The organism is Rahnella laticis, assembly GCF_015644585.1.
Taxonomy (GTDB): domain Bacteria; phylum Pseudomonadota; class Gammaproteobacteria; order Enterobacterales; family Enterobacteriaceae; genus Rahnella; species Rahnella laticis.
Window position 1 is genome coordinate 66,456 of record NZ_JADOBI010000004.1, and the last position, 23,882, is coordinate 90,337.

Consider the following 23,882-nt stretch of genomic DNA (forward strand, 5'->3'; position numbering starts at 1 on the left):
TGCGGCCCGGTTTTTTAACGGGATTTCACCCATTCCCGCAGACGCTGGACATGCACATACAGCGACGGGATAAACAAGATCCCTACCGTCGTGGACAACAACATTCCGCTAAATACCGTGACACCAATGATGTGCCTGCTCATCGCGCCAGCACCCGATGCCAGTACCAGCGGCAAGACGCCCAGAATGAACGAGATTGCGGTCATCATGACGGCGCGGAAACGTTGCTTCGCGCCGTCCTGCGCCGCTTCGCGGATAGTGGCGCCCTCTTCCCTTCTGGCTTTCGAAAACTCGACAATCAGTATGGCATTTTTCGCCGCCAGCCCGATGAGCAACACCATACCAATCTGAGCATATACGTCGTTGCTCAGACCGGCCAGATGCAGACCACCGACGGCGCCAAATACCGCAAAGATCACCGAAATCATCACCACCAGCGGTATGCTCCAGCTTTCATACTGAGCGACCAGGAAGAGATAGGCGAAAAGCAGCGCCGCGGCATAAATCACAATAGCCTGACCGCCCGCCTGAATTTCCTGCAACGACATCCCGGTCCACTGATAACCATAACCGGCGGGCAGTTTCTGACTCAGGATATGTTCCATTTGCGTCATCGCCTCCCCGGAACTCACGCCAGGTGCCGCGGAGCCGCTGATCGCCAGCGACGGGAACTGGTTATATTGCGTAATAAACGGTGCGCCGAGAGACGGCGTCAGACTGACCATTTTCCCCAGACTGACGAGAGAACCGTTATCGCTGCGCACGGTCAGCGTCGAGATTTGGTCTGCACGCTGGCGATCTTCCATCTCATTTTGCATCTGCACGTTGAACAAACGGTTGTTGATGATGAAATCGCTGACATTGATCCCGCCGAGCGATGTCTGCAACGAACCGAAGATCCGGCTGACCGGAACCTGCAATTGCGCAGCACGATCGCGATCCACGCTGAGGGCAATTTCAGGCACGGACGCACTGAATGTCGTGAAGACGCGGCTCAGTTGCGGATCCTGATTTGCCGCCTGAATCAGCGCCTGTCCGGTCGCCGCCAGTTCCTGCGGTGATTGTCCGCGTAACGCCTGTAAGCGCAAATCCAGCCCGGAAGCCGTACCCAGCCCGGAAATGGCTGGCGGGTTTATCGCCATAATCATCGCAGAAGGAATGCCCGCCATCGCCGGTTGCAACCGTCCGATGACCTGATCCACACTGCTGCGCTCACCCCAGGGTTTCAGCAAAACAATACCAAAGGCAGAATTCGGTGAACTCCCGCCGCTCAGCAGGCTGAATCCGCTGATCGCGATGACATCTTCAACCGCATCATCTTTCCCGAGGATCGCCTTCATCTGCCCGAGAACCGTATCAGTACGGTTAAGGGACGCGCCGTCCGGTAACTGCACATTCACGAAGAAATAGCCCTGGTCTTCATCTGGCAGGAAAGATTTCGGCAAACTGCTGTAACCCCATGCACACAAACCGGCAATTACAATCACGCTCACAATACTGGTCAGCACATTTTTGCTGATCCCGCGCGCGGCTTTGACATAGGTATCGCGCACGCTGTCCAGCCCGTTATTAAAAAGCTGGAAGAAGCGCGCAGGTTTCTCCGGACGGGGCTTGAGTAATGTTGCGCACAGCGCCGGAGTCAGCGTTAATGCGTTAATACTGGAAAGCACCACCGCCGCAGAAAGCGTCACCGCAAACTGACGGTACAGCGCACCGGTAATCCCCGGCAGCACGGCAATCGGCACGAATACCGCCAGCAGAACCACTGTAGTGGCAATAACCGGTCCGGCAATTTGTTTCAGCGCCAGACGGGTTGCGGCTACCCGCCCGAGCGACGGGTCTTCGACCATCAGCCGTTCGACGTTTTCGACCACAACAATCGCATCATCGACCACGACCGTCAGCGCCAGAATAATAGCGAACAGACTCAGTGTATTGGCCGAATAGCCAAAGATGTAAAGCACGGCAAATGTGCCGAGCAAAGAGACGGGAATGGTCAGCGCAACAATGAATGTGGCGCGCAAACTTTGCAGGAACAGGTAAACAATGGTCAGAACGACGATGAACGTCAGCACCAAAGAAACAACGATTTCATCCAGCGTCGCGCTGACAAACCGTGTGGAGTCGAATTTAATTTCATAAGTCAGATCGTCCGGGAAGTAACCCGCCTGACGTTCCATTTCCGCGCGCACCGCATTGGCCACATTCAGCGCATTGGCACCCGGTGCAGGATAAACTGACAGGAAGGCTGACGGCGTCTGATTCAGCGTGGCGTTGACCTGATAATCCTGTGCGCCCAGTTCAATGCGCGCGACGTCATGCAAACGCACTGTCCCGCCGTTAGCATTTTTGCGGACAATAATATTGCCGAACTCTTCCGGCGTACTCAGACGTCCTGCCCCGCTGATGGTCAGCGTTTGTTGCTGCAGGGACGGGCTTGGCGAAGCGCCAATCTGACCGGCCGCCGCCTGCACGTTCTGGCTCTGGATTGCCGAACTGATTTCCATGCTGCTGACATCCAGTGCTTCCATCTTGCGCGGATCGAGCCAGATTCGCATGCTGTAGTCACGGGAATCAAACACGCGGACATCGCCGACGCCGTCGATACGCGCTAAAGCATCGCGCAGCTGGATGCTGGCGAAATTGCTGATAAACAGCATGTCGTGGGTATGTTTCGGGGATAACAGGCTGATCCCGAGCAAAATATTGGATGCCTGCTTACGCACGGAAACGCCAGTATTCAGCACTTCCGGCGGGAGCTGAGAGCTGACCTGAGAGATACGGTTTTGCACTTCAACCGCCGCAGTATCAGGATCCGTTCCGCTGGCAAAGGTAATCGTCAGCGAGTAACTGCCGTTATTGCCGCTGTTCGACGACATATAGAGCATGTTGCTGACGCCGTTGACCTGCGCTTCAATGGGTGCGGCAACAGATTCTGCGACGTCACGCGCACTGGCGCCGGGGTAAATCGCGCTGACAGAAACGACGGGCGGCGTGATGTCCGGATATTGTTCCACCGGGATCACCTTGAGCGCCACGGCACCAATCAGCGCCGTGACCAGCGCGATGACCACCGCAAAGCGCGGTCTTTTAATGAATTGCTCGAGCATAGTTATTCCTTAACCTTTTTTTGCCGGCGTCGCCGGAGCACCCAAGGCGTCACGCGTATTCACTTTCATCCCTGGCTGGATCCATTGCAGCCCTTCGGTGACCACTTTTTCTCCTCCCTGCAAACCTTCCAGAACGAAATATCCCTGTCCGGTCTGCGCGCCCAGGCGGACAGGCCGTTTCTCAACCTGCTGCTCAGCATTCACCAGCAAAACAAAGTGGCCTGTGGCGTCCTGCTGTAAAGCCGCGGCTGGCAGAACCGGAAGTTTCTGTCCGGAGCGTGGTGCTGCCAGCACGTTAACGGAGCCACCCGGCAATAAACGGTGATCCGGATTATCAACGGTCAGCCTGACGGGCAATGTGCCGGTTTGTGTATCAATGCGGTTTCCCAGGGATTCAAATTTCGGTGTTTTCAGGTACGGCGAACCATTCGATAAACGCAGCGAAAGCGTCATGTTATCCGCCGCGAAAGCGTCCTCAAGCGAACCGCTGCTCTGGCTGGCACTGAGCACATCGCGTTCGTTAACGGAAATCACCACACGAACCGGATCGAGCTGAACAATTTCAGTCAGCGCGCCGCTCGCGGGGTTCACCAGACTGCCGGTGTGATAATGACTCACGCCAATGCGCCCGGAAATAGGTGCCGTAATGCGGGTAAAGCTCAGCTGCAATTCCTGAGTTTTCAGGGCGGCCTGAGCCTGCGCGACGGCGGCCCGGGCGGTATCGCGTGCGGCAAGTGCGGTATCGACATCAGACTGACTGACCGTGCGTGCATCGCCCAGACGCTGAATACGGTTCAGATGCGTCTGTGCATGTCGGGCCGTGGCGTTCGCACTGTCGAGCTGCGCTTTCGCCTGCGCCACCGCGGAGTGATGCAGCGCGGGGTCGATTTCGTAAAGGACATCCCCTTCTTTAACCAGCTGACCTTCCTGGAAAGCCCGCTTAGAAATAAAACCTTCCGTGCGGCTGACAACATTCACCGCCTGAACAGCCTCAAGGCGGCCAAGATAAGTGCGGCTGACGCCATCATTTTGCGTTGCGATAGTCGATGTCGTCACCGTCGGAACAGATTGCGCATTCGCGACAACCGGAAGGGATAAAAACAGGGCCAGCAGTGGGGATAAAGCTGCATGACGGCATATTGCAGGAAACATAGTGTCACTCTCCGTGTCAGGTCGGATGCCGGTTATGTTGGGTCAGGAAAGTGCACGCACCGGCTCATATCCATTTTAGTAGATAAAAAAATTCCTAATCAGAATTTTCGGAGATTATAGAGGTGATGACTTTCCATAAACTGATCCCGATCAGTTTGCATAATATCCCGTGATTTCTTTACGTTATATTTAAGGAATATTTAGAATTAATATTCCGAAGAGCCTTATCCGCTAAATCAGATAACGTTTTTCATTTTAGTCATCATCCAAAAATAACAATCACGGGTGAAATTAATTTTTTTACTCAAATTTTTAGTAATAAAACAAACTTTACCGTCGATGACAAAACCTGACAAACCCGCACCCAGACTGAAGCCCAGCCCATCACAGCCGTTCTAATGAATCAATAACGAATAAGCTGAACAAGATAACCTTAATCAGTTCAAAAATAGTGAACAAGTTAAATTAATCATCTATTTTGAAAATAATAGTTTGCCAGAATGTTTCCAAATGTTTACTTTCCAAAAATAACTCTCACTATGAGCGGCCAAATTATGTTTTGGAAAAATACGACTGTGCGCTTCGGGCATATTTCAATTCTGATCCACTGGATTGTTGCGCTGGCCGTTTATGGCCTTTTCGCACTGGGACTATGGATGGTCGGGCTGGGCTATTACGACACCTGGTATCACCGCGCGCCGGAAATTCATAAAAGCATTGGTGTGCTGGTTTTCGCGGCCATGGTATTCCGGCTGGCCTGGCGCTTTATTTCGCCGCCACCAAAACCGCTGGACAGCTACAGCGCCAAAACCCGGCTCGGGGCCTGGCTCGCGCATGTTCTGCTCTTTGCCGGTCTGTTCGGGATCCTGCTCAGCGGCTATCTCATTTCGACCGCCGAAGGCCAGCCGGTCAGCGTTTTCGGCTGGTTTGATATCCCGGCCACCCTGTTCGGGCTGGAGCAACAGGCGGACATCGCCGGCACCGTACATCTGTGGATGGCGTGGGGAATTGTGATTATCTCTGCGTTCCACGCGCTGGCCGCACTCAAACATCATTTCATCGACCGCGACAGCACGCTGACACGCATGCTGGGGCGCTGAACTGTTTCACCTTGCGATTCACTTAATGGATAAATGGAGAATAACCATGCTGAAAAAAACCACTCTGGGCCTGACACTGGCATCCCTGTTGCTGGCCGCAGGCACCGCAAGTGCGGCGAATTACAAAATCGACAAAGAAGGACAGCACGCGTTTATTGAGTTCCGTATCAAGCATCTGGGCTACAGCTGGCTTTACGGCAGTTTTAACGATTTTGACGGCGGCTTTACCTTTGACGAGAAAGACCCGGCAGCGGATAAAGTGAACGTGACCATCAACACCACCAGCGTGTTCACGAACCATGCCGAACGTGATAAACACCTGCGCAGCGCGGAATTCCTCAATGTGAGCAAGCATCCGCAGGCCACGTTTAAATCCACGTCGGTGAAAAAAGAGGGCGATAACCTGGCCGTTACCGGTGATTTCACCCTGAATGGCGTGACGAAACCATTAACCCTCCAGGCGAAATTGCTGGGTCAGGGTAAGGATCCGTGGGGCGGTTATCGCGCCGGGTTTGAAGCCGCAGGCACAATTGCGCTGAAGGATTACGGGATCACCACTGATCTCGGCCCTGCATCGCAGGATGTCGAGCTGATCATTTCCGTGGAAGGCGTGCAGGAGAAGTAATCCGCATCGCCAAAACAAAAGGCCCTGACGGTTTTAAATCGTCAGGGCCTTTTTTACGACGGATCAAAAGTTCAGTCGTTTTCCGGTGCCGGAATATGCATGGTCGTTTGCAACAGCCCTTTGGACTTATTGAAAATCTTGATCCCATTTTCACGGCCAGCACGCAGCGCACGCTGTTCTTCAACCGGCAGTTTCAGCTCAGTCATACAGATTTCGCTGCAACAACCGTCGAACTTCGCCGCACAGGTCGGGCACTGAATAAACAGCAAATGGCAGCCGTCATTTTTACAGTTGGTGTGGTTATCACACGCCGCGCCACACTGATGACAATGCGCGATCACATCGTCAGAAATGCGTTCGCCCATGCGCTCATCAAAGACAAAGTTTTTACCTTTGAATTTAACCGGCAACCCCTGCTCTTTCGCACGGCGCGCATATTCGATAATACCGCCTTCCACGTGATACACGTTTTTAAAACCGTTATGCAGCATGTAGGCGCTGGCTTTTTCACAGCGAATACCGCCGGTGCAATACATGACGATTTTCTTGTCTTTGTCTTCTTTCAGCATATCAACGGCCATTGGCAGCTGATCGCGGAAAGTGTCAGACGGGACTTCAATCGCTTTATCGAAATGCCCCACTTCATATTCGTAGTGGTTACGCATATCGACAAACAGCGTATCCGGGTCGTCAATCATGGCGTTGACCTGCTCGGCTTTCAGGTACTCACCGATATTCGACGGATCGAACGACTCATCATCGATGCCGTCCGCCACAATACGGTCACGCACTTTCAGACGCAGAACCCAGAAGGATTTGCCGTCGTCTTCCAGCGCTACGTTCAGGCGGATGTTATCCAGCGCCGGATGGCTTGAAAACAGCTCGATTTTGAACGCGTCAAACTGGCTTTGCGGCACGCTGATCTGCGCGTTAATCCCTTCTTTTGCCACGTAAATACGGCCAAACACATTCAGGCGTGTCAGGCTGATATACAAGGCATCACGAAAAGCTTTCGGCTCTTCGAGCTGGAAATACTTATAAAAAGAAACAGTCGTGCGGGGCTCGGTTTCAGCCAACATGCGCGCTCTGAGTTCCTCGTTAGAAATACGGTTATGTAACACTGGCATGGTGTACGTTCCTGTCTTTCAGGGGAATTTAACTATTGGAAACCAATTAGCTACTTTTGAAGCGGCAAGATTATACATTAAAGCAACACCGGCGACATCTTCCGTTGCAAATTCATGATAAGAAAAACACCTGCTGCTTCTTGCCCTTTTTCTAAATGCGGTAACCTATTCTCAGATGTTATCCATACTTGTGATCTATCCACCACACTGATTTTTTTAAGGGGCAGGAAACATGAGCAAGCTTTTTGAACCGATTTCTTTGGGCGGCCTGACGCTGCCTAACCGCATTATTATCGCACCAATGTGCCAGTACTCCTCCGACGAGGGGAAAGCGACTTCGTGGCACCACGCGCATCTCGGACAATTGTCATTTTCCGGCGCTGGTTTGCTGATCCTCGAAGCCACAGCGGTGGAAGCCGTCGGGCGCATTTCTGCGCAGGATTTAGGGCTGTGGGATGATGAAACTGAAGCCGCGCTGAAAGGACTGATCGACGGCCTGCGCGAAAACAGCAATATTCCTCTCGGTTTGCAGCTCGGCCACGCAGGACGCAAAGCCTCTCACGCCGCACCGTGGAAAGGTGGCGCGCAAATACCTCAGTCCGCCGGTGGCTGGCAAACCGTCGCACCTTCCGCTATTCCTTTTGCCGAAGGAACGGAAGCGCCCGCCGCGCTTACTGCTGAACGCATCAGCGAACTGAAAAAAGCGTACGTGGATAGCGTACGACGCGCCGATCGCCTCGGGTTTGATCTGCTGGAACTGCACGGCGCGCACGGTTATCTCCTGCACCAGTTCCTGTCTCCGCTTTCCAATCAGCGCACCGATCAGTACGGCGGTTCTCTGGAAAACCGTATGCGCCTGCTGCTGGAAATCTTCCAGGAAATTCGCGCGGCCTTCCCGGCGAATAAACCTATCGGCGTGCGCATTTCCGCCACCGACTGGGCAGAAGGCGGTTGGGATCTGGAGCAATCCATTGAACTCGCCAAAGCATTGGATAAGCTGGGTTGCAGTTATATTCATGTGTCCAGCGGCGGCCTGAGCCAGCACCAGAAAATCGCCGTAGGACCAAATTATCAGGTGCCATTCGCCGACAGCATCAAACAGCACGTCAAAATGCCGGTGATCGCCGTGGGCTTAATCACTGAACCGGAACAGGCCGAAGCCATTGTTGGCACCGGACAGGCGGATATGATCGCACTGGCACGCGGTATTTTGTATAACCCACGCTGGCCATGGCACGCCGCTGCAAAACTCGGGGCAAAAGTTTATGCACCGAAACAGTACTGGCGCAGCGAACCTCACAGCGTGAAAGGATTATTCCTGCCGGAATAATACCGGATAGTTTACTAAACGTGATCACGGACAGCCCCCGGGCTGTCCGTTTCATTGACAAAAAGCCGTTCTCTGCGGATATTTGATTCGAAGACGCATGGAGAAAACAGCTGAACTGTTCATAAACAAATCACATTGTTTTTCATTCATGCAGTCCATAAGTTAAATGAGGTATTAGTGCCGTGAATTTTCACCTGATACCAAAAAAGTGCCACAATATGTCACTTTGCTACAAAAAATAACGGATAACACGCGCTCCATATCGGAATGTGGACGTATTTCTGTAGCGGGCTGCTGCATTAGACAGAGCTTATAAACTTTCTACTTCGATCCATTGACGCAGAGATTCTATGACTCAGGTACCTACCTTTAATCGTTCGTTATTGCATCCACGCTACTGGATCACCTGGATAGGTCTGGGGTTGTTGTACGCGCTGGTATTATTGCCTTATCCGGTCATTTACCGCATCGGTACCGGGCTTGGGCGCTTCTCAATGCGCTTTCTGAAACGCCGCTACAAAATCGCCCAGCGTAATATCGAACTGTGTTTCCCCGATATGCACCCGGAACAGCGGGAAGATATGGTCGTGAAAAATTTCGAATCAGTCGGCATGGGTTTATTTGAAACCGGCATGGCCTGGTTCTGGCCTGACTGGCGTATTGAACGCTGGTTTAAAGTCAGTGGTTTGGAACACATTCAGCGCGCCCGTGATAACAAACAAGGCGTGCTGCTGATTGGCGTTCATTTCCTGACGCTGGAACTGGGTGCGCGTATTTTCGGTATTCATAATCCAGGCGTCGGCGTTTATCGCCCGCATGACAATAAGCTGATGGACTGGATCCAGACCAAAGGCCGCATGCGTTCAAATAAAGGGATGCTGGATCGCAAAGATCTGAAAGGAATGATCCGCAGCCTGAAACAGGGCGATATTATCTGGTACGCGCCGGATCACGACTACGGCCCGCGCGCCAGCGTGTTTGTGCCCTTCTTTGCCGTGGATAAAGCCGCAACAACCACCGGCACCTATCTGCTGGCACGAATGGGCAAACCGGCCATTATTCCATTTACGCCGCGCCGTCTGGCGGGCGGAAAAGGCTACGAAATGATTATTCATCCGCAGGTCGCTGATTTCCCGCTGGATGATGAAGTGGTTGCCGCCGCGTACATGAACAAAGTGGTAGAAGACGAAATCCGTCAGGCGCCGGAGCAATATATGTGGCTGCATCGCCGCTTCAAAACGCGTCCGCAGGGCGAGCCTTCGCTGTACAAGGCCCTCAGCGAGTAAACTTAAAGGCCGGTTCAGTGCATCCTGAACCGGTTTTTTGATTTGCTTCGACAGTTTTTTTGACAGACTTCTTCAAAGTTATCAGATTTTATCCCATCCCGTTTAGGCCAATACTCTCCCCATGATTTCTCCACGTGATTACTCCCACACTTCTTGGGAGCCGCGTGGCCACTTTGTGACCTTCAAAAGGAATACATCATGCTGGCTAAACTGAACACTGCTTTTACCCGCGTTACCGATCACCCTGACTTTGGTAAGTTACTGTTACGTCTGACTTTCGGGATTTTGATTTTATTCCACGGCGTGGCGAAAATGGAAAATGGTGTGGGCTGGATTGCCAAAATGTTGCAGGGCGCTGGCTTACCGGGATTTATCGCTTATGGCGCATACATCGGTGAAGTGATTGCACCGGTTCTGATTATTCTGGGCATCTTTACCCGCCCTGCCGCGCTGGTGATGGCATTCAACATTTTAGTGGCAGTTCTGCTGGTGGTTGCCGGTAAATTCTTCACCGTGACCGATGTCGGCGCCTGGGGTCTGGAAGGCGAAGCCTTGTACTTCTTTGGCGGCCTGGTGATTATGTTCCTGGGCAGCGGCCGTTATTCTGTGATGAAAAACGCAGCCCTGCGTTAAACCCTGTTTTATTGCTGTGTCTGTCTTTTGGTTTGTATTTTAATTCTGTGTCTGTCGCGGCCAGCCTCATCGCTGGCCGTTTTTTTTGCATTTTCGCCGCTTCAGTTGATCTTCTTCACCACGCCTGCCGCGATAAAACGGTATTTTACTTTCGTTGTTACAGTTCATTAACATCATTGAAGTGGATGATAATTAGGCGCATAATTATCCAGCCAATTGATTGTTACTTGTGCTCTGCCTTGTTCCCATCGGTCATTCCAGAGCGAATCTGACCTCTTTTTTCGGTAATTTATGACTTCGGCATCTGAATCTGAAACCGCACCAGAACCCATAAACTGGAAACGAAATCTGTATGTTGCCTGGATTGGCTGCTTCCTTACCGGTGCCGCGTTCAGCCTGATCATGCCTTTCCTGCCGCTTTACGTCGAAACTCTGGGTGTGACCGGCCACGAATCCCTGAACATGTGGTCGGGTCTGGTTTTCAGCATTACCTTCCTGTTTTCCGCGATTGCTTCTCCCTTCTGGGGCGGCCTGGCTGACCGTAAAGGCCGTAAAATCATGTTGCTACGATCTGCGCTGGGCATGGCGATTGTGATGATGCTCATGGGATTTGCGCAAAACATCTGGCAATTCTTAGTCCTTCGCGCGCTGCTGGGTTTGCTCGGCGGCTTTGTGCCGAATGCCAATGCGCTGATTGCCACACAAATTCCCCGCAATAAAAGCGGCTGGGCGCTGGGGACACTCTCCACAGGCGGCGTCAGCGGCGCACTGCTTGGCCCGCTGGTCGGCGGTTTGCTGGCCGATAACTACGGTTTGCGTCCGGTATTCTTCATTACCGCAGCCGTACTTTTCCTCTGTTTTGTGATGACGTTGTACTGTATCCGCGAACAATTTGTTCCTGTGAACAAGAAAGACATGCTCAACCGCAAGCAGGTTTTTGCTTCGCTGAAAAACCCCAAGCTGGTGCTTTGCCTGTTTGTCACCACGATGATTATTCAGGTGGCGACCGGTTCGATTGCGCCGATACTCACGCTTTACGTGCGCGAACTGGCGGGCAACACTGCAAATCTGGCGTTTATCAGCGGGATGATTGCGTCGGTGCCCGGCGTGGCTGCGCTGATGAGTGCACCGAGGCTGGGGAAACTGGGGGACAGAATCGGGCCTGAAAGGATTTTGGTGGCCATGATGGGGTTATCCGTCCTCTTGCTGATCCCGATGGCATTCGTGCAAACGCCGCTTCAGTTAGGCATTTTACGTTTTCTGCTGGGGGCAACCGACGGTGCGCTGCTCCCGGCGGTGCAAACGCTGCTGATTTACAACTGCACTAATCAGGTGGCGGGAAGGGTTTTCAGCTATAACCAGTCTTTCCGTGATGTCGGGAATGTCACCGGCCCTCTGCTGGGTGCGGCAGTTTCGGCAAGCTACGGATTCCGCACGGTATTTTGCGTCACGGCGCTGGTGGTTATGTTTAACGCCGTGTATTCCTGGTGGTGTCTGCAACGCCGGCCGCGTCAGGCGATGGTCGATTAATTCCGGCCAGCGTGTTGAAACACCTTACTTAGCTTTTTCTGCCTGCGGAGGCACCGGCAGGTGATCAGGCACTTCGACCACCGCCAGACGGACTTCATAATGTTTGCCCGCCGTTGTCGCCGGAAGCACCGAAGTCAGTTTCTGAATCGTTTCCGTTGGATTATCGCTGGCCACGCTCGCACAGAATAATGCGCCCGGATGGCAGAGCCCCATCATCACCGGTGGCGGAGGGAGCATGCCTTCGTGGTCGAATGGCGGCATACCGTGCGGGTGTTCCATCGGCGGATGCGTGCTGTCAGCCGCCATACCGGCGACGCTGAAAAACAGACCAAGACCACACAGCGGCATAAGCAAAGTACGGGAAAGCATCTTCATAGCAGTAACCTTATTCTTGAAAGTTCACCGCCACTCTACCCGCCAATTCTGCCTCAGACTGGCGGTTTGCTAAACTTTTACCCTCTGCCACCGCCCTCTTTGCAAAGCTGAAGCTCTTCTGACATTTCTCTCTAAACGGTCCAGTCACGTGAGGCCAGCACTACGCGATAACCGTCTAAATCTTCGAACGTTTGACCATTTTCATCCCAGTACGGATTGTATGAAGGAACGACAATAAACCCGGCTTGCAGCATTGCGTCGCACTGCGCCTGCCATTGCGCCGGCTCCGGGATATAAAACACCAGCAGGTTATCCTGCGTCGGCGCGCGCCCGACGATGGTTCCGTGGTGATGCGTAAATTCCAGGTGGTAATGATGATGCGGATGGCCGATCAGAACGCCATCAAAATTCTGATGATCGCTGAAACCGCCGATCACCTCAAAGCCCAGCCCCTGACTGTACATCGCCGCAATCCGCTCCAGATGATCGGTCGGACGGGCAACCCTCAGCACCGCATTTCGTGAAACCATAGCCGCCATAACTCCTTCAGTTTACCGTGCTCCGGCATTAAGACTCAGAGAATAGCAGAAGAAAGGCGACCTGTTTTTTCATCTCAAAACTTGCATCCTGTCATTTATCGACAACAATCATTTAATCAGAGTTTTCACTGTGAGATGGCTGTTACTTCTTCATTCCTAACGCTATTTACTATCAAGACTATTGATTATTTCCCCTCATTCAACTCAGGAGACAACAATGAGCATGTACGCAACGCTTGAAGAAGCTATTGATGCCGCCCGCGAAGAATTTCTCGAAGCCGCACAGGAAAAAGTTCAGAACGATGAAGAGCCCGTTCCGGATCAGTTCAACCTGCAAAAATACATCATGCAGGATGGCGATGTAATGTGGCAGGCAGAATTTCTCAGCGATGAAGGTGATGCCATCGATGCGCTGACGTTCCGCAGTGGCGCGGCTGCGCAGGCTATCTTTGACGAAGATTACGATCAGATCGAACTCGAAGAAGAATGGCAGGAAGAAGCGACGCTGTATGAATGGGACGAAGGTGAATTCCAGCATGAGCCGCAGCTGGATACCGAAGAAGGCGAAGCCGCCGCCGAAGAGTGGGATGACGAGGACGATTATCCGGGCCGGGATATCGACTAAACGTTTCTAACAGATTTATTCGTAAGGCCCGTGGCGGGCGTCAATCGGCAGCATGAAGGTATCGACGATCATGGACAGCGGAACATCGATAACAGTGACATACCGCCACGGGCTGTCACGTAAATCCCACTGCACGCCGGGATAATACTGGTTGCCATGCCCCTGCCCCGGCACGGTGCGGCTGATAATGCTGCCGCAACCTGTCAGCACGGTAGCCAGTAGTGCCAGTACACATCCACGAATAATTACGCGATTAATCACTTACCCAACCTGTCGATTCAAACCAAAAGAAGCTCTTTTTAAGCGCTGAACAGCGCGCTCAGAATATCACACGCGTCATGTACCCTGATGTTAAGGGGACGTAAAACTTTATACGCTGCGGGCCTGGGAGTCACCTGTTGTCTTTGCGGCGTGATGGCCTGTGCGGGTCTGTGATCGTGAAGCAATAAAAAGGGCAGCATGTTTTCACATACTGCCCTTTCAGTCCGCTAGTTAGCTCAGGCGGGTTTAACTTCCAGCGTCTGTGTCACAGGGAAAGCCTGCACGTTACGCGGAAGCTGGTCGTAGTAAGCGCCCCACGCCTGCTGATCGGGTTGCGTCCACACCGCGGAGTGTAAACGCGCCATCAGCACCGGGTCGCTCAGCAAGACCAGACGGTCAGCTTTGCCCAAATCTTTTGGCCCGGTTTTCAGGGCCTGCTCCAGACGAGCACGACGACCGTTTTCTACCGTTTCACGCAACAGGTGACGGGATGTCGCCATCGCCGTAGCCAGTGCGTTGAAGCCCGGATCAAACACCGCATGCATAAAGCCGTTTTGCAGCTTACGTTCACGATTCAGCGCCAGATATTCTTCAGTCGCAACCAGCTCGCGCGGCGGATCGTACTCTTCCGGGATCAGGAACAGTTTGGCTTTCTTACTCTTAATCCCAAGCGTTGCACGGCTCGAAAGAACCGAAACAATCGGTGACAGGATCAGAGAGAAGACGATTGGCGCCAGCCACCACAGGAAGCGCAAGTCCAGCCATGCCATACCGGCAGCCCAGACGGCACCGAGCAGAAGCTGCGAACCATGGCGTTTAAATGCTTCGCCCCACGGCGTGTCATCATCATCACGCTGCGGAGAGTTCCAGACCACTTCCCAGCCCAGGAATGCGCTGACCACGAAAACGGTGTGGAACAACATACGCACCGGCGCCAACAGCACCGAGAACAGCATTTCCAGGAACATGGAAACCAGCAGACGGAATGCACCACCAAATTGCTTCGCTCCCTTCGCCCAGATCAGGACGATACTCAGCAGTTTTGGCAGGAACAGCAGAACCATTGTTGTCGAGAACAAGGCAATTGCCAGCTCAGGACGCCATTGTGGCCATACCGGGAATAACTGACGCGGTTGCAGGAAGTACGTCGGTTCCATCAGCGTATGCACCACCTGCAATGCCGTGGACAACGCAAGGAACGTAAACCACAGAGGCGCAGACAGGTAGGACATAACGCCGGTCAGGAAGACCGCACGGTGAACCGGGTGCATGCCTTTGACAAGGAACAGGCGGAAGTTCATCAGGTTACCGTGACACCAGCGACGGTCGCGTTTCAGCTCGTCGAGCAGGTTTGGCGGTAATTCTTCATAACTGCCCGGCAGATCGTAAGCAATCCATACACCCCAGCCCGCACGGCGCATCAGCGCAGCTTCCACAAAGTCGTGAGACATGATGGAACCGGCAAATGAACCTTCACCCGGCAACGGCGCAAGTGCACAGTGCTCGATGAACGGTTTCACGCGGATAATGGCGTTGTGCCCCCAGTAGTGGGATTCACCCAACTGCCAGAAGTGCAGACCGGCGGTAAACAGCGGGCCGTAAACACGGGTCGCAAACTGCTGGCAACGCGCATACAGCGTATCCATGCCCGACGCTTTTGGCGCAGACTGAATAATACCGGCGTTCGGATTCGCATCCATCAGACGTGCCAGACCGGTCAGACATTCGCCGCTCATGACGCTGTCCGCATCGAGGATAACCATGTAGGCATATTCCCCGCCCCAGCGACGGCACCAGTCATCAATGTTCCCGCTTTTACGCTTCACACGGCGACGGCGACGGCGATAGAAGATACGGCCATGACCATCTACATCGCGGCACACTTCCATCCAGGCTTTCTGTTCAGCGACACAAATATCCGGATCGTAGCTGTCACTCAGCACGTAAAGATCAAACTGATCCAAATCACCGGTAGCTTTAACGGATTCGTAAGTGGCACGCAGGCCCGCGAAAACGCGTTCCACGTCTTCGTTACAAATCGGCATGATCAGCGCAGTACGGTTATTCGGGTTCAGCGGCTCATCGCCCTTAGTCGACGCGGTGATGCTGTATTTGTCGCGCCCGATAAGCAATTGTAAAAAGCCCATCAGCGCGGTCCAGAAACCGGCCGAAACCCAACAGAACAGAATGGCAAATAACACCAGGATCCCGGTCTGCAACACGTACGGCAGCAATTGCATAACCGACTGCAACCAGTCCTGATTCAGCATATCTGCGGGGTCGATCAGCGCCCAGCCCTGATAAGGCAGGATGGTTTTCATATACCAGGTTGCGATCGCCGTCTGTACCAGCATCAGAACCAGCAGGACATAACGACGAACCGAACCGGCATGACGCCAGCGCTTTTCTGACTCCGGCATATCGGCAACGGTATGACGCGAAGCCGCGCTGCGCCCCATCAGGTTGTCCCAGAAACGCCCTACCGGGTTGGTACGCCAGACATCCGGGAACATACTTGAACGCTTCACCGGCGGCATTGCGCTGGCGATGGTGCGCCCTTCGTTGTCCACTTCGTCCAGAGAACCGTTGGCCAGCGCATCCGGCCAGCTTGCGCCGACGCGCGCTTTCACCGAGAGCAGAGGTGCATCCGGTTCAGGGGCATTAGCAGAGGCTGTCACATCACCGCCTAAGCGGTGATGTACGGTAGCAAAAGCCTGCTCATCTTCAGCAGGAAGCTGCTGAGTGAGCGCCGCTTTCTGGTCATCAGTAAGCGGCAAAGCTTCTACATAATCATGAGTAGAGTGCGTTGACTTATTCATTTGCAGGCAGCTGATAGCTCCAGGTTTCACTCAGTGTTTTATCGCCATTAGCCAGAGAAGCGCGCATTTCGATCGCCTTCTTCGGATCTTTCACTTTCAGGCGCAGCGTCAGACGCCAGCCTTTGGTTACCGGATTATAGCGGACAGTGTTTTCAACCAGTTCACCGTTGTCACCCACGCTGACCTGAGACGCCACCGGAGTGTCGCTTTTCAGGGCTTTCAGATTTGGACCGACAAAATCAACCAGGAAAGCCACGCTGCCGTCAGGTTCACGGATCAGATTCGACTGTTTCACATCGCCGGTAGAACGCATGGTACGTTCAACCCACGCCAGATCCGGAGAATGTAATTTTTCTTCTTCACGGGTGAAATGCAGACGATAGTTCAGGCTCAGCGGTTTACCGGCATCCGGCAATTGTTCCGGTGTCCAGAACGCGACGATGTTGTCGTTGGTTTCATCAGCGGTTGGAATTTCCACCAGCTCAACTTTACCTTTACCCCAGTCGCCTTTGGTCTCAACCCAGCCGCTCGGACGCAGGTCGTAACGATCGTCGAGATCTTCAAAGTTAGAGAAGCTGCGACCACGTTGCAGCAGACCGAAGCCTTTCGGGTTCTCCATAGAGAACTGGCTGACAGCAAGGTGTTTAGGATTGTTCAGCGGACGCCAGATCCATTCACCGTTACCGGCATGGATAGACAGACCATTGGAATCATGCAGCGCCGGACGATAGTTCATCACCGGAGAAGGCTGATTCGCGCCAAACAGGAACATGCTGGTCAGCGGAGCAATGCCCAGCTTGCCGACTTTGTCACGCAGATAAACTTGTGACTGCACGTCAACGGTCGCTTCTTTGCCCGGATACACATCCAGACGATAAGCACCGGTCGCACGCGGCGAATCGAGCAAGGCATAAATGACTAAATGTTTTTCGTCTGGATTTGGACGTTCAATCCAGAACTCGCGGAAACGCGGGAATTCTTCGCCGGAAGCCAGCGCGGTGTCGATCGCCAGACCACGGGCAGACAAGCCATAAACCTGGCCTTTACCGATGACGCGGAAGTAGCTGGCACCCAGCACACTCATAATTTCATCATCTTTGTCTGCTTTATTGATCGGATAAAGCACTTTGAAGCCAGCAAAACCGAGGTTTTTGACTGAGTCAGCGTCATGTTTGACGTTGCCAAAGTTAAAGTAGTCCGGGCTGTATTTGATTTCTTTGACGGAGTCTGCCGTCACTTCGTTGATTTTTACCGGAGTGTCGAAGTACATCCCCTGATGGTAGAACTCAAGCTTGAAAGGCGTATTCAGGTTTTTCCAGTACGCTTTGTCATGATTGAATTGAATTTGTTGGTAATCTGCGAATTTAAGATCGCGGAATTGAGACGGAAGATTGCTTTTCGGCGCTTCGTAACCTTTATCGGCTAATGCCTTCGCTTGTTTGGCAACATCATCTATAGAAAAAGCCCAGGCAGATGAGGTGAACATGGTCATCAACACTGCGGCACTTAGCAAACGGACTTTGATCATACGTGACCCTATGGAAAAATTTTTATCCGACACTTTGTCTCCTATGCGCGCTTCAATCATTCACTGTAACTATTTTATGGGAAGTGTCAGGTTTCCGACAACTTGAGCAGTCGATGGTTCAGCCATTGATGAACCGTTTAAGCGCAACAGGGTACAAGGATATCAATTCGTTGAAACTCCGGCTATGGAAACTTGTCCTATAACAATGCATGTTTTAAGGTGAGAAACTAAACTAATGTCAACGACAGTCATTTTTGGTTACCTGAGAAATTAACCCGAATACAAACTACGCTCTAAAATTAGGATGAGCCACATACAACGGATACGTAATGAAACCACAAAAACCACAACGTGAGTTTTTCCTGGACTCTATCCGCGCATATTTGATGCTGCTGGGTATTCCTTTCCATATATCATTGATTTACTCCAGTCATATCTGGGCGGTAAACAGTGCGGTGCCTTCGCACGGCCTGACAATTTTCAATGATATTATCCACGCCTTCCGGATGCAGGTTTTCTTTGTCATCTCCGGGTATTTTTCTTATATGCTGTATGAGCGCTACGACTCACACCAGTGGCTCAAGGTGCGGCTGGAGCGGGTTGCCATCCCGCTGGTGGCGGCCTTCCCGCTGATCACTATTCCACAGCTCTATTTCCTGATGAAATTCACCAGTAAATTCTCAGACTGGGGAAATATGGATTTCTATCAAAAGATTAACATTACCGTCTGGGAATTAGTGTCCCATTTATGGTTCCTGTTAACGCTAGTTATTCTGACCAGTATTTGTTTTTACCTCTTCAAATTTATTAAAGAAATTAAGACTAGTCGCATTCAATTAATAAAAAGCCGGACAAACACGTTAGGAAAACTCTCAATTGTATTTTTATTTATCGGCTTAATTTATGCCGCGTTTAACCGTGGACTGTATCTTTTTGCACCTAATTTACTTTCTAACGGTGCGTTTAATTTCATCGTGATGCAGACACTGTTTTATCTGCCATTTTTCATCATCGGCGCGTTTGCTTATAAATTCTCCTGGTTGAAAGAGCTGTTCCTGAAGCCTTCAGCAACCGCCGGCGTGGTGAGTATCTTCCTGTTCGCCGCTTACATGTTTAATCAGCACGTGAATACTCCGCAGCTATACTCGATGGAAATCGACGCCATCATCACCACCCTGCTGGGGATCCTGATGGTCAACGTGGTGTTCTCATTCAGCCACTATCTCCTCAATTTCCAGGCGCCGTGGATCACTTATCTGGTGAACTCGTCGCTGTTTATCTATCTGATTCACCACCCGTTAACGCTGATTTACGGGGCATTTATCACGCCGAAGATCCACAGCGACTGGCTGGGCTTTTGGCTGGGTCTGGTATTCGTATTCGGCATTGCGTTTATCCTGTACGAAGTACACAAACGCATTCCGATTCTGCGATTCCTGTTCTCGGGTAAACCGCAGCATCCGGCGAAGAAGGATTCATCGGACGCCACGCCACCGCAGAATCAGGCGTCCTGACGCTTCAGGTGGCGCGAAAACAGAAAGGGCCGTGCGGTTAAGCATGGCCCTTTTGCTTTCAGGGAGCTGATTTTTGATGCAAAGAAAGACGAACGAAAATCAGCGTGACGCGGTATTTATCGTCGGGATCACTGACATTCCGACTTTCAGCCGCTTCGCATCGGCCTGATCTTTATCCAGCACAATCTTCACCGCCAGACGCTGCACCACTTTGGTGTAGTTACCGGTCGCGTTATCCGGTGAAATTGGCGAAAACGTGACACCTGTGGCCGGAGAAATACTGTCCACTTTCCCTTTCAGCGTCACGCCCGGCAATGCATCGATTTTGATATCAACCTGCTGATTTTGCTGCACATCGCCCAGCTGCGTTTCCAGATAATTCGCCACAATATAGGCATCGTGAAGCGGCACGACTGCCAGCACGCGGGTTCCTGCGCTGACATAGCCACCGATGCGCAGTGAACGCTGGCCGACCACGCCGTCAACCGGCGCCGTGATTTCTGTATAGGAAAGATTCAGTTTCGCCTGCGCCAGCGCAGTGGCAGCAGAATCAATCGCCGCTTTGGCCTGCGCCTGCTCCGCTTTCAGCACATCAACCTGCTTTTCAGCGGCCTGCGCGGCGGCCATATCACTTTGCTGGGAAGCCAGTTTTGAACGCAAATTAGCATCTGATTCATCGCGCGCATCCGCGGTTCCCGAGCCATTTTGCAGCAAACGTTTGTAACGGTCGGCGCTCTGGCGGGCATACGCAATACTGGCAGAATCTGCATTCACCATGGCCTGCGCCTGTAAAATAGTCTGCTGCTGTTTCGCCAGTTGGGCAGTCAGGCTGAGCATTTGCGCATTCGCCGTTTCGAGGCTGGCCTGCGCGGTGAGCACAGCGTTGCGGTAATCGCGATCGTCAATTTTTGCCAGCACATCGCCCGCTTTAACACTCTGATTATCCTGAACATACACATCAGCAATCGTGCCGGAAATCCGCGGTGCAACCAGTGTAGAGTCTGCCGATACAAAAGCGTCATCGGTTTCCGGTGCGCTCCCTGTAGACAACATCCAGAAGGCAATCACAATCAGTAATACCACCACCACGGCGGCAACCAGCCAGCTCAGGCGGACAGGCGATGTTTTTATCATGATGATTTTCTCTCGTACTTTCTTATAGTGAAATTCATTCGTTCAGGTGATGCTTCATTCAGGGGCGTTTAACCAGAGACTGAGGCGGAAAAGAGCGTTTGGGCAGGATGGCGGCCAGCACAATCAGCGCAAGCGCCAGGCCGATAATCAGCATGTAGATATCAGCCAGGCTCATAACCAGTGCCTGCTTCCTGACCAGCGTGGAAAACTGCGTAATGACTTCTGTTGAAATCGCAGAACCGTCAGTGTTAAGCGGTGCCAGAAAACTGCTGCCGCCGCCATAGGGCTGGGAAAGCAGATAATTCACACCGCCAATGTGATTGAGTAAAACGTTAGAATGGAACTGCTCACGTTCGCTGACCATCACGCCCAGAATGGCACTTCCCGCGATACTCCCCATTCCGCGCGTTGTATTAAACATCGCCGCGGCAAACGGGCCTTCCTGCGGCTGAACGACGCTGGTTGCGCCCAGCAGAATGGGCAACACCGCCATCGGCTGGCCGAACGCCTGCATAATCTGAATCACATAAAAGTTGTCACGTACCCAGACGCTGGTGATATACGTTCCCCAGTAACAGGAAAGCCCCACCAGAGCCAGCCCGCAGGCCAGAACCCAGCGGCTGTCGACCCAGCGGATAGTCAGGAAAAACGCCACCAGCGGAGCCAGAAGCAGCTGCGGCAAACCGATCGTCAGCGCCAGCGGCCCGACCTGCACCGCACGAAATCCCCCCACCTGCTGCATGAAATTCGCCGGTAATGCCGAGCCGGATAAAAACAGGAACATCAGCGCAAACAGCGTGATTAAACCGTGCGCCAGATTGTGGCGTTTCAGCATTTGCAATTTGAACAGCGGCAACGGGTGATGCCATTCGTTAACCAGAAAAATCGTCAGCAGTGCCAGCGAGGCGAAAAACATGACGGTTATCAGCGGCGAGTTGAACCAGTCCAGCCGTTCGCCCTGTTGAAGAACCAGCACCAGCAAGGAAATGCCGCTGCATCCCGTCACCATGCCGACAATATCCATCTGTTTAAAACGCTCAAAACGCTGCGGATCTTGTGGCAATCCGTAACCAATCAGCAAATATCCCAGCATACACGTAGGAATGACCTGCCAGAATACCCACTTCCAGCCGACATAGTCGGTCCAGATGGCCGCCATGGAGGTCGCGATGTTAGGCCCAAAAGTAGCGGTCAGCGCATAAGCACTCAGCCCGTAAAGTTTGTACTGCGGCGGCATAAAGCGCAGCGCCGCCGTCATCAGCAAAGGCGGCATCGCCCCGCCAAACAGTCCCTGAACCGCACGCAGCGTAATAAACACCGGCAGGTTGGGTGAATACGGTAAAACGGCGGCGACCAGCAAAAAGCCCATCGTCACGAACAGCGTGAAGCGGCGCAGCGAAAACGTCACCGCCAGCCACGGAGCAATCATCATGGCCGCCACTTCAGCAGCCTGGTAGGAGCCGATCAGCCATGAGCCGGGATCATTACTGATACTTAAAGCGCCACGAACATCAGCCAAAGCAATATCCGTGACACGGTCGTTCAGGCCGGAGCAAAGTGCGACGATTAATACGCCCGCTAATCCGGTGACCAGTCTCGCGGTAAACGGCGGTGGTCCGGACATTCCGGCGCTGCTGGCGGCCGGTGCCTGTGAAACTGGCTGATTCATAGTTGTGCTCATTAACTTCGCCGCTTTATGTTGCGCCGATAGTGAGAAGGCAGGTCTGCGCCGGGAACGCGCGGTTCAGTGAGCAATGTCACTTATATTTCGATGCAATGCACCGCATCGTGATACACACCAAAATACTATAATACGGTACAGTGTATTGCAATGTGATTAGGAATTGTTTTTCACCAGTTTAGCCATTACATTGGCAAGACAAGGTGTTGGCGGATGACACCGGATAATGAATAAGGAAAACGAATGGCGCAGGATATTCCGGCAGATGAAGAGCGCAGCGGTGGGATCCAGGTGATCTCGCGGGCAGCATCAGTGCTTAATGCACTGGGCAAACATCCTCAGGGCATGAGCCTGGGAGCCATCGCAAATGATGTCGATCTTCCGCGCTCCACGGTTCAGCGCATCGTTGCCGCACTGGCAGAAGAAGGGCTGGTGCGTTCGGAAGGCAATGGCGGTGTCCGGCTCGGACCGACGTTGCTGAAACTGGCGTCCACGGTACACACCGACATGATCGCCATTGCCACACCGTTTCTCCGTCATCTGAACGAAATTACCGGGGAGACAGTCGCCATTGGCCGCGCCAGCGGTCGTCAGATTGCCAATATTCACTGCATTGTGGCGGAAAAAGAGTTACGCATTGTTCCCCGCGTAGGCCTGAATTTGCCGATTTACAGCACTTCCTCAGGCCGTGCCTTGCTGGCGTTGAAAACCGATGAAGAGATTCGAATTATTGTCGGTGAAGTGCTGGAGCCGGCGACGAAAAATACCGTCAGCACGCTCGGCGCACTGCTCGATATCGTTGCCGACGTTCGCCGCAACGGTTACTCGATTGAAACAGGCGAAACGGTGGAAGGTGTATCCACTATTGCGATTGCCATCGACACGATTTTGGGGCGCTATTCGGTTTCCGTTCTGGTTCCCACTCCGCGTCTTGAGGCCAGACAGGATGTGATCCGCACCGCTCTGCTTGAGTGCAAAGAAGCGCTGACCAGCGAAATTGGCAAGTAACTCCGAACCTTAAAAATCAGGTTGTATAAGGAATACAAATGTTTGACGTCATTTTGTTAGCCGTAGATGGCTCCAGACAAACGGGATTCGTAGTGGATTTAAGTCGCCAGCTAGCCACCGGCCACAACTCAACGGTCTATGTCACCTGCTGTATCGATGAGTCTTATGCGCTGGAAGAAAACGGCGATATGCCCGGCGAAGTTATCGATTATCCGCCCGCCGAAGAAGAGCAAAACACCGCCCGCGCCGTGGTCGGCCAGGCATTAAAAACGCTGGCGGAAGCGGGAGTTCAGGCCAAAGGCAATATCATTGTCGGCAACGCCGGAGAAGCGCTGGTAACGGAAGCCGTGAAAAGACAGGCATCGGTCATCGTGATGGGCCACCGGCAGCTTTCAGCTTTTGGCCGCATCATAAAAGGTTCGGTCAGCGCAGAAGTTATTGCGCGATCGCCCTGCCCGGTGATGGTAGAAGTGCGGGGAAACTGATCCTTCTGCAATTCCTGCAA

20 protein-coding genes are annotated in these 23,882 nt (G+C 52.8%); 10 read left to right on the plus strand and 10 right to left on the minus strand.

The annotated features are described in order from the left end of the window. Positions 1-14: 14 nt before the first annotated feature. Positions 15-3,110 carry an efflux RND transporter permease subunit gene (locus IV433_RS09695; protein ID WP_195814041.1) on the minus strand — a complete coding sequence of 1,032 codons (3,096 nt, stop codon included), beginning with the start codon at positions 3,108-3,110 and terminating at the stop codon, positions 15-17. A gap of 9 nt (positions 3,111-3,119) precedes the next feature. Next, entirely contained in the window at positions 3,120-4,262 is a 1,143-nt protein-coding gene (locus IV433_RS09700) for an efflux RND transporter periplasmic adaptor subunit (RefSeq protein ID WP_195814042.1), read from the minus strand. 554 nt (positions 4,263-4,816) lie between these two features. Here IV433_RS09700 and IV433_RS09705 point away from each other — a divergent pair. Beyond that, positions 4,817-5,362 carry a cytochrome b gene (locus IV433_RS09705; protein ID WP_101077222.1) on the plus strand — a complete coding sequence of 182 codons (546 nt, stop codon included), beginning with the start codon at positions 4,817-4,819 and terminating at the stop codon, positions 5,360-5,362. A gap of 46 nt (positions 5,363-5,408) precedes the next feature. Then, positions 5,409-5,987 (plus strand): YceI family protein, encoded by a 579-nt coding sequence (locus IV433_RS09710; protein ID WP_101077223.1) that lies wholly within the window; start codon positions 5,409-5,411, stop codon positions 5,985-5,987. 71 nt (positions 5,988-6,058) lie between these two features. On the opposite strand, the gene trhO is transcribed toward IV433_RS09710, so the two are convergent. Then, complete coding sequence (gene trhO / locus IV433_RS09715) at positions 6,059-7,114, minus strand: oxygen-dependent tRNA uridine(34) hydroxylase TrhO (RefSeq protein ID WP_195814043.1); 1,056 nt, start codon at positions 7,112-7,114, stop codon at positions 6,059-6,061. Between the two features lie 232 nt (positions 7,115-7,346). Between trhO and IV433_RS09720 the strand changes: the two genes are divergently transcribed. The 4 genes from IV433_RS09720 (at position 7,347) to mdtG (ending at position 11,893) form a co-directional block, all read left to right on the plus strand. Further along, entirely contained in the window at positions 7,347-8,444 is a 1,098-nt protein-coding gene (locus IV433_RS09720) for an NADH:flavin oxidoreductase/NADH oxidase (protein ID WP_195814044.1), read from the plus strand. A 350-nt stretch (positions 8,445-8,794) separates the two neighbouring features. After that, entirely contained in the window at positions 8,795-9,730 is a 936-nt protein-coding gene (locus tag IV433_RS09725) for a Kdo(2)-lipid IV(A) acyltransferase (RefSeq protein WP_152325584.1), read from the plus strand. Positions 9,731-9,928: 198 nt separating this feature from the next. Continuing rightward, entirely contained in the window at positions 9,929-10,363 is a 435-nt protein-coding gene (locus IV433_RS09730; protein ID WP_195814045.1) for a DoxX family protein, read from the plus strand. Positions 10,364-10,654: 291 nt separating this feature from the next. After that, positions 10,655-11,893 carry a multidrug efflux MFS transporter MdtG gene (gene mdtG / locus IV433_RS09735; RefSeq protein WP_195814046.1) on the plus strand — a complete coding sequence of 413 codons (1,239 nt, stop codon included), beginning with the start codon at positions 10,655-10,657 and terminating at the stop codon, positions 11,891-11,893. 24 nt (positions 11,894-11,917) lie between these two features. Here mdtG and IV433_RS09740 read toward each other — a convergent pair whose 3' ends face one another. Together IV433_RS09740 and IV433_RS09745 are read right to left on the minus strand one after the other, a co-directional pair. Next, positions 11,918-12,268, minus strand: coding sequence for a hypothetical protein (locus IV433_RS09740; RefSeq protein WP_195814047.1), 351 nt, complete (start codon positions 12,266-12,268; stop codon positions 11,918-11,920). A gap of 131 nt (positions 12,269-12,399) precedes the next feature. Then, entirely contained in the window at positions 12,400-12,798 is a 399-nt protein-coding gene (locus tag IV433_RS09745; protein WP_195814048.1) for a VOC family protein, read from the minus strand. Positions 12,799-13,024: 226 nt separating this feature from the next. Between IV433_RS09745 and IV433_RS09750 the strand changes: the two genes are divergently transcribed. After that, positions 13,025-13,432 carry a MysB family protein gene (locus tag IV433_RS09750; RefSeq protein WP_195814049.1) on the plus strand — a complete coding sequence of 136 codons (408 nt, stop codon included), beginning with the start codon at positions 13,025-13,027 and terminating at the stop codon, positions 13,430-13,432. Between the two features lie 15 nt (positions 13,433-13,447). Here the strand turns inward: IV433_RS09750 and IV433_RS09755 are convergent, their stop codons facing one another. From IV433_RS09755 to IV433_RS09765, 3 genes are all read right to left on the minus strand, one after another. Further along, a complete protein-coding gene (locus tag IV433_RS09755; RefSeq protein ID WP_195814050.1) occupies positions 13,448-13,693 on the minus strand; it encodes a YceK/YidQ family lipoprotein in 246 nt (81 codons plus the stop codon). A 236-nt stretch (positions 13,694-13,929) separates the two neighbouring features. Continuing rightward, on the minus strand, positions 13,930-16,512 hold the full coding sequence (gene mdoH, locus IV433_RS09760) for a glucans biosynthesis glucosyltransferase MdoH (protein ID WP_195814051.1): 2,583 nt from the start codon (positions 16,510-16,512) through the stop codon (positions 13,930-13,932). Continuing rightward, positions 16,505-18,040 carry a glucan biosynthesis protein G gene (locus IV433_RS09765; RefSeq protein ID WP_152325576.1) on the minus strand — a complete coding sequence of 512 codons (1,536 nt, stop codon included), beginning with the start codon at positions 18,038-18,040 and terminating at the stop codon, positions 16,505-16,507. Before IV433_RS09765 ends, mdoH begins: the two co-directional genes overlap by 8 nt. Before the next feature lie 329 nt (positions 18,041-18,369). Here IV433_RS09765 and mdoC point away from each other — a divergent pair, with 329 nt between their 5' ends. Further along, a complete protein-coding gene (mdoC, locus tag IV433_RS09770; RefSeq protein ID WP_195814052.1) occupies positions 18,370-19,554 on the plus strand; it encodes a glucans biosynthesis protein MdoC in 1,185 nt (394 codons plus the stop codon). Between the two features lie 99 nt (positions 19,555-19,653). Here the strand turns inward: mdoC and IV433_RS09775 are convergent, their stop codons facing one another. Both IV433_RS09775 and IV433_RS09780 read right to left on the minus strand, forming a co-directional pair. After that, positions 19,654-20,688: an HlyD family secretion protein gene (locus tag IV433_RS09775; RefSeq protein WP_195814053.1), complete on the minus strand. Its 1,035-nt coding sequence runs from the start codon at positions 20,686-20,688 to the stop codon at positions 19,654-19,656. Positions 20,689-20,746: 58 nt separating this feature from the next. Next, positions 20,747-22,357: an MFS transporter gene (locus tag IV433_RS09780; RefSeq protein WP_195814327.1), complete on the minus strand. Its 1,611-nt coding sequence runs from the start codon at positions 22,355-22,357 to the stop codon at positions 20,747-20,749. 255 nt (positions 22,358-22,612) lie between these two features. Here IV433_RS09780 and IV433_RS09785 point away from each other — a divergent pair, with 255 nt between their 5' ends. Then, a complete protein-coding gene (locus IV433_RS09785; protein WP_195814054.1) occupies positions 22,613-23,377 on the plus strand; it encodes an IclR family transcriptional regulator in 765 nt (254 codons plus the stop codon). Between the two features lie 38 nt (positions 23,378-23,415). Beyond that, positions 23,416-23,862, plus strand: a complete 447-nt coding sequence (locus tag IV433_RS09790) for a universal stress protein (RefSeq protein ID WP_195814055.1) — start codon at positions 23,416-23,418, stop codon at positions 23,860-23,862. Positions 23,863-23,882 lie beyond the last annotated feature (20 nt).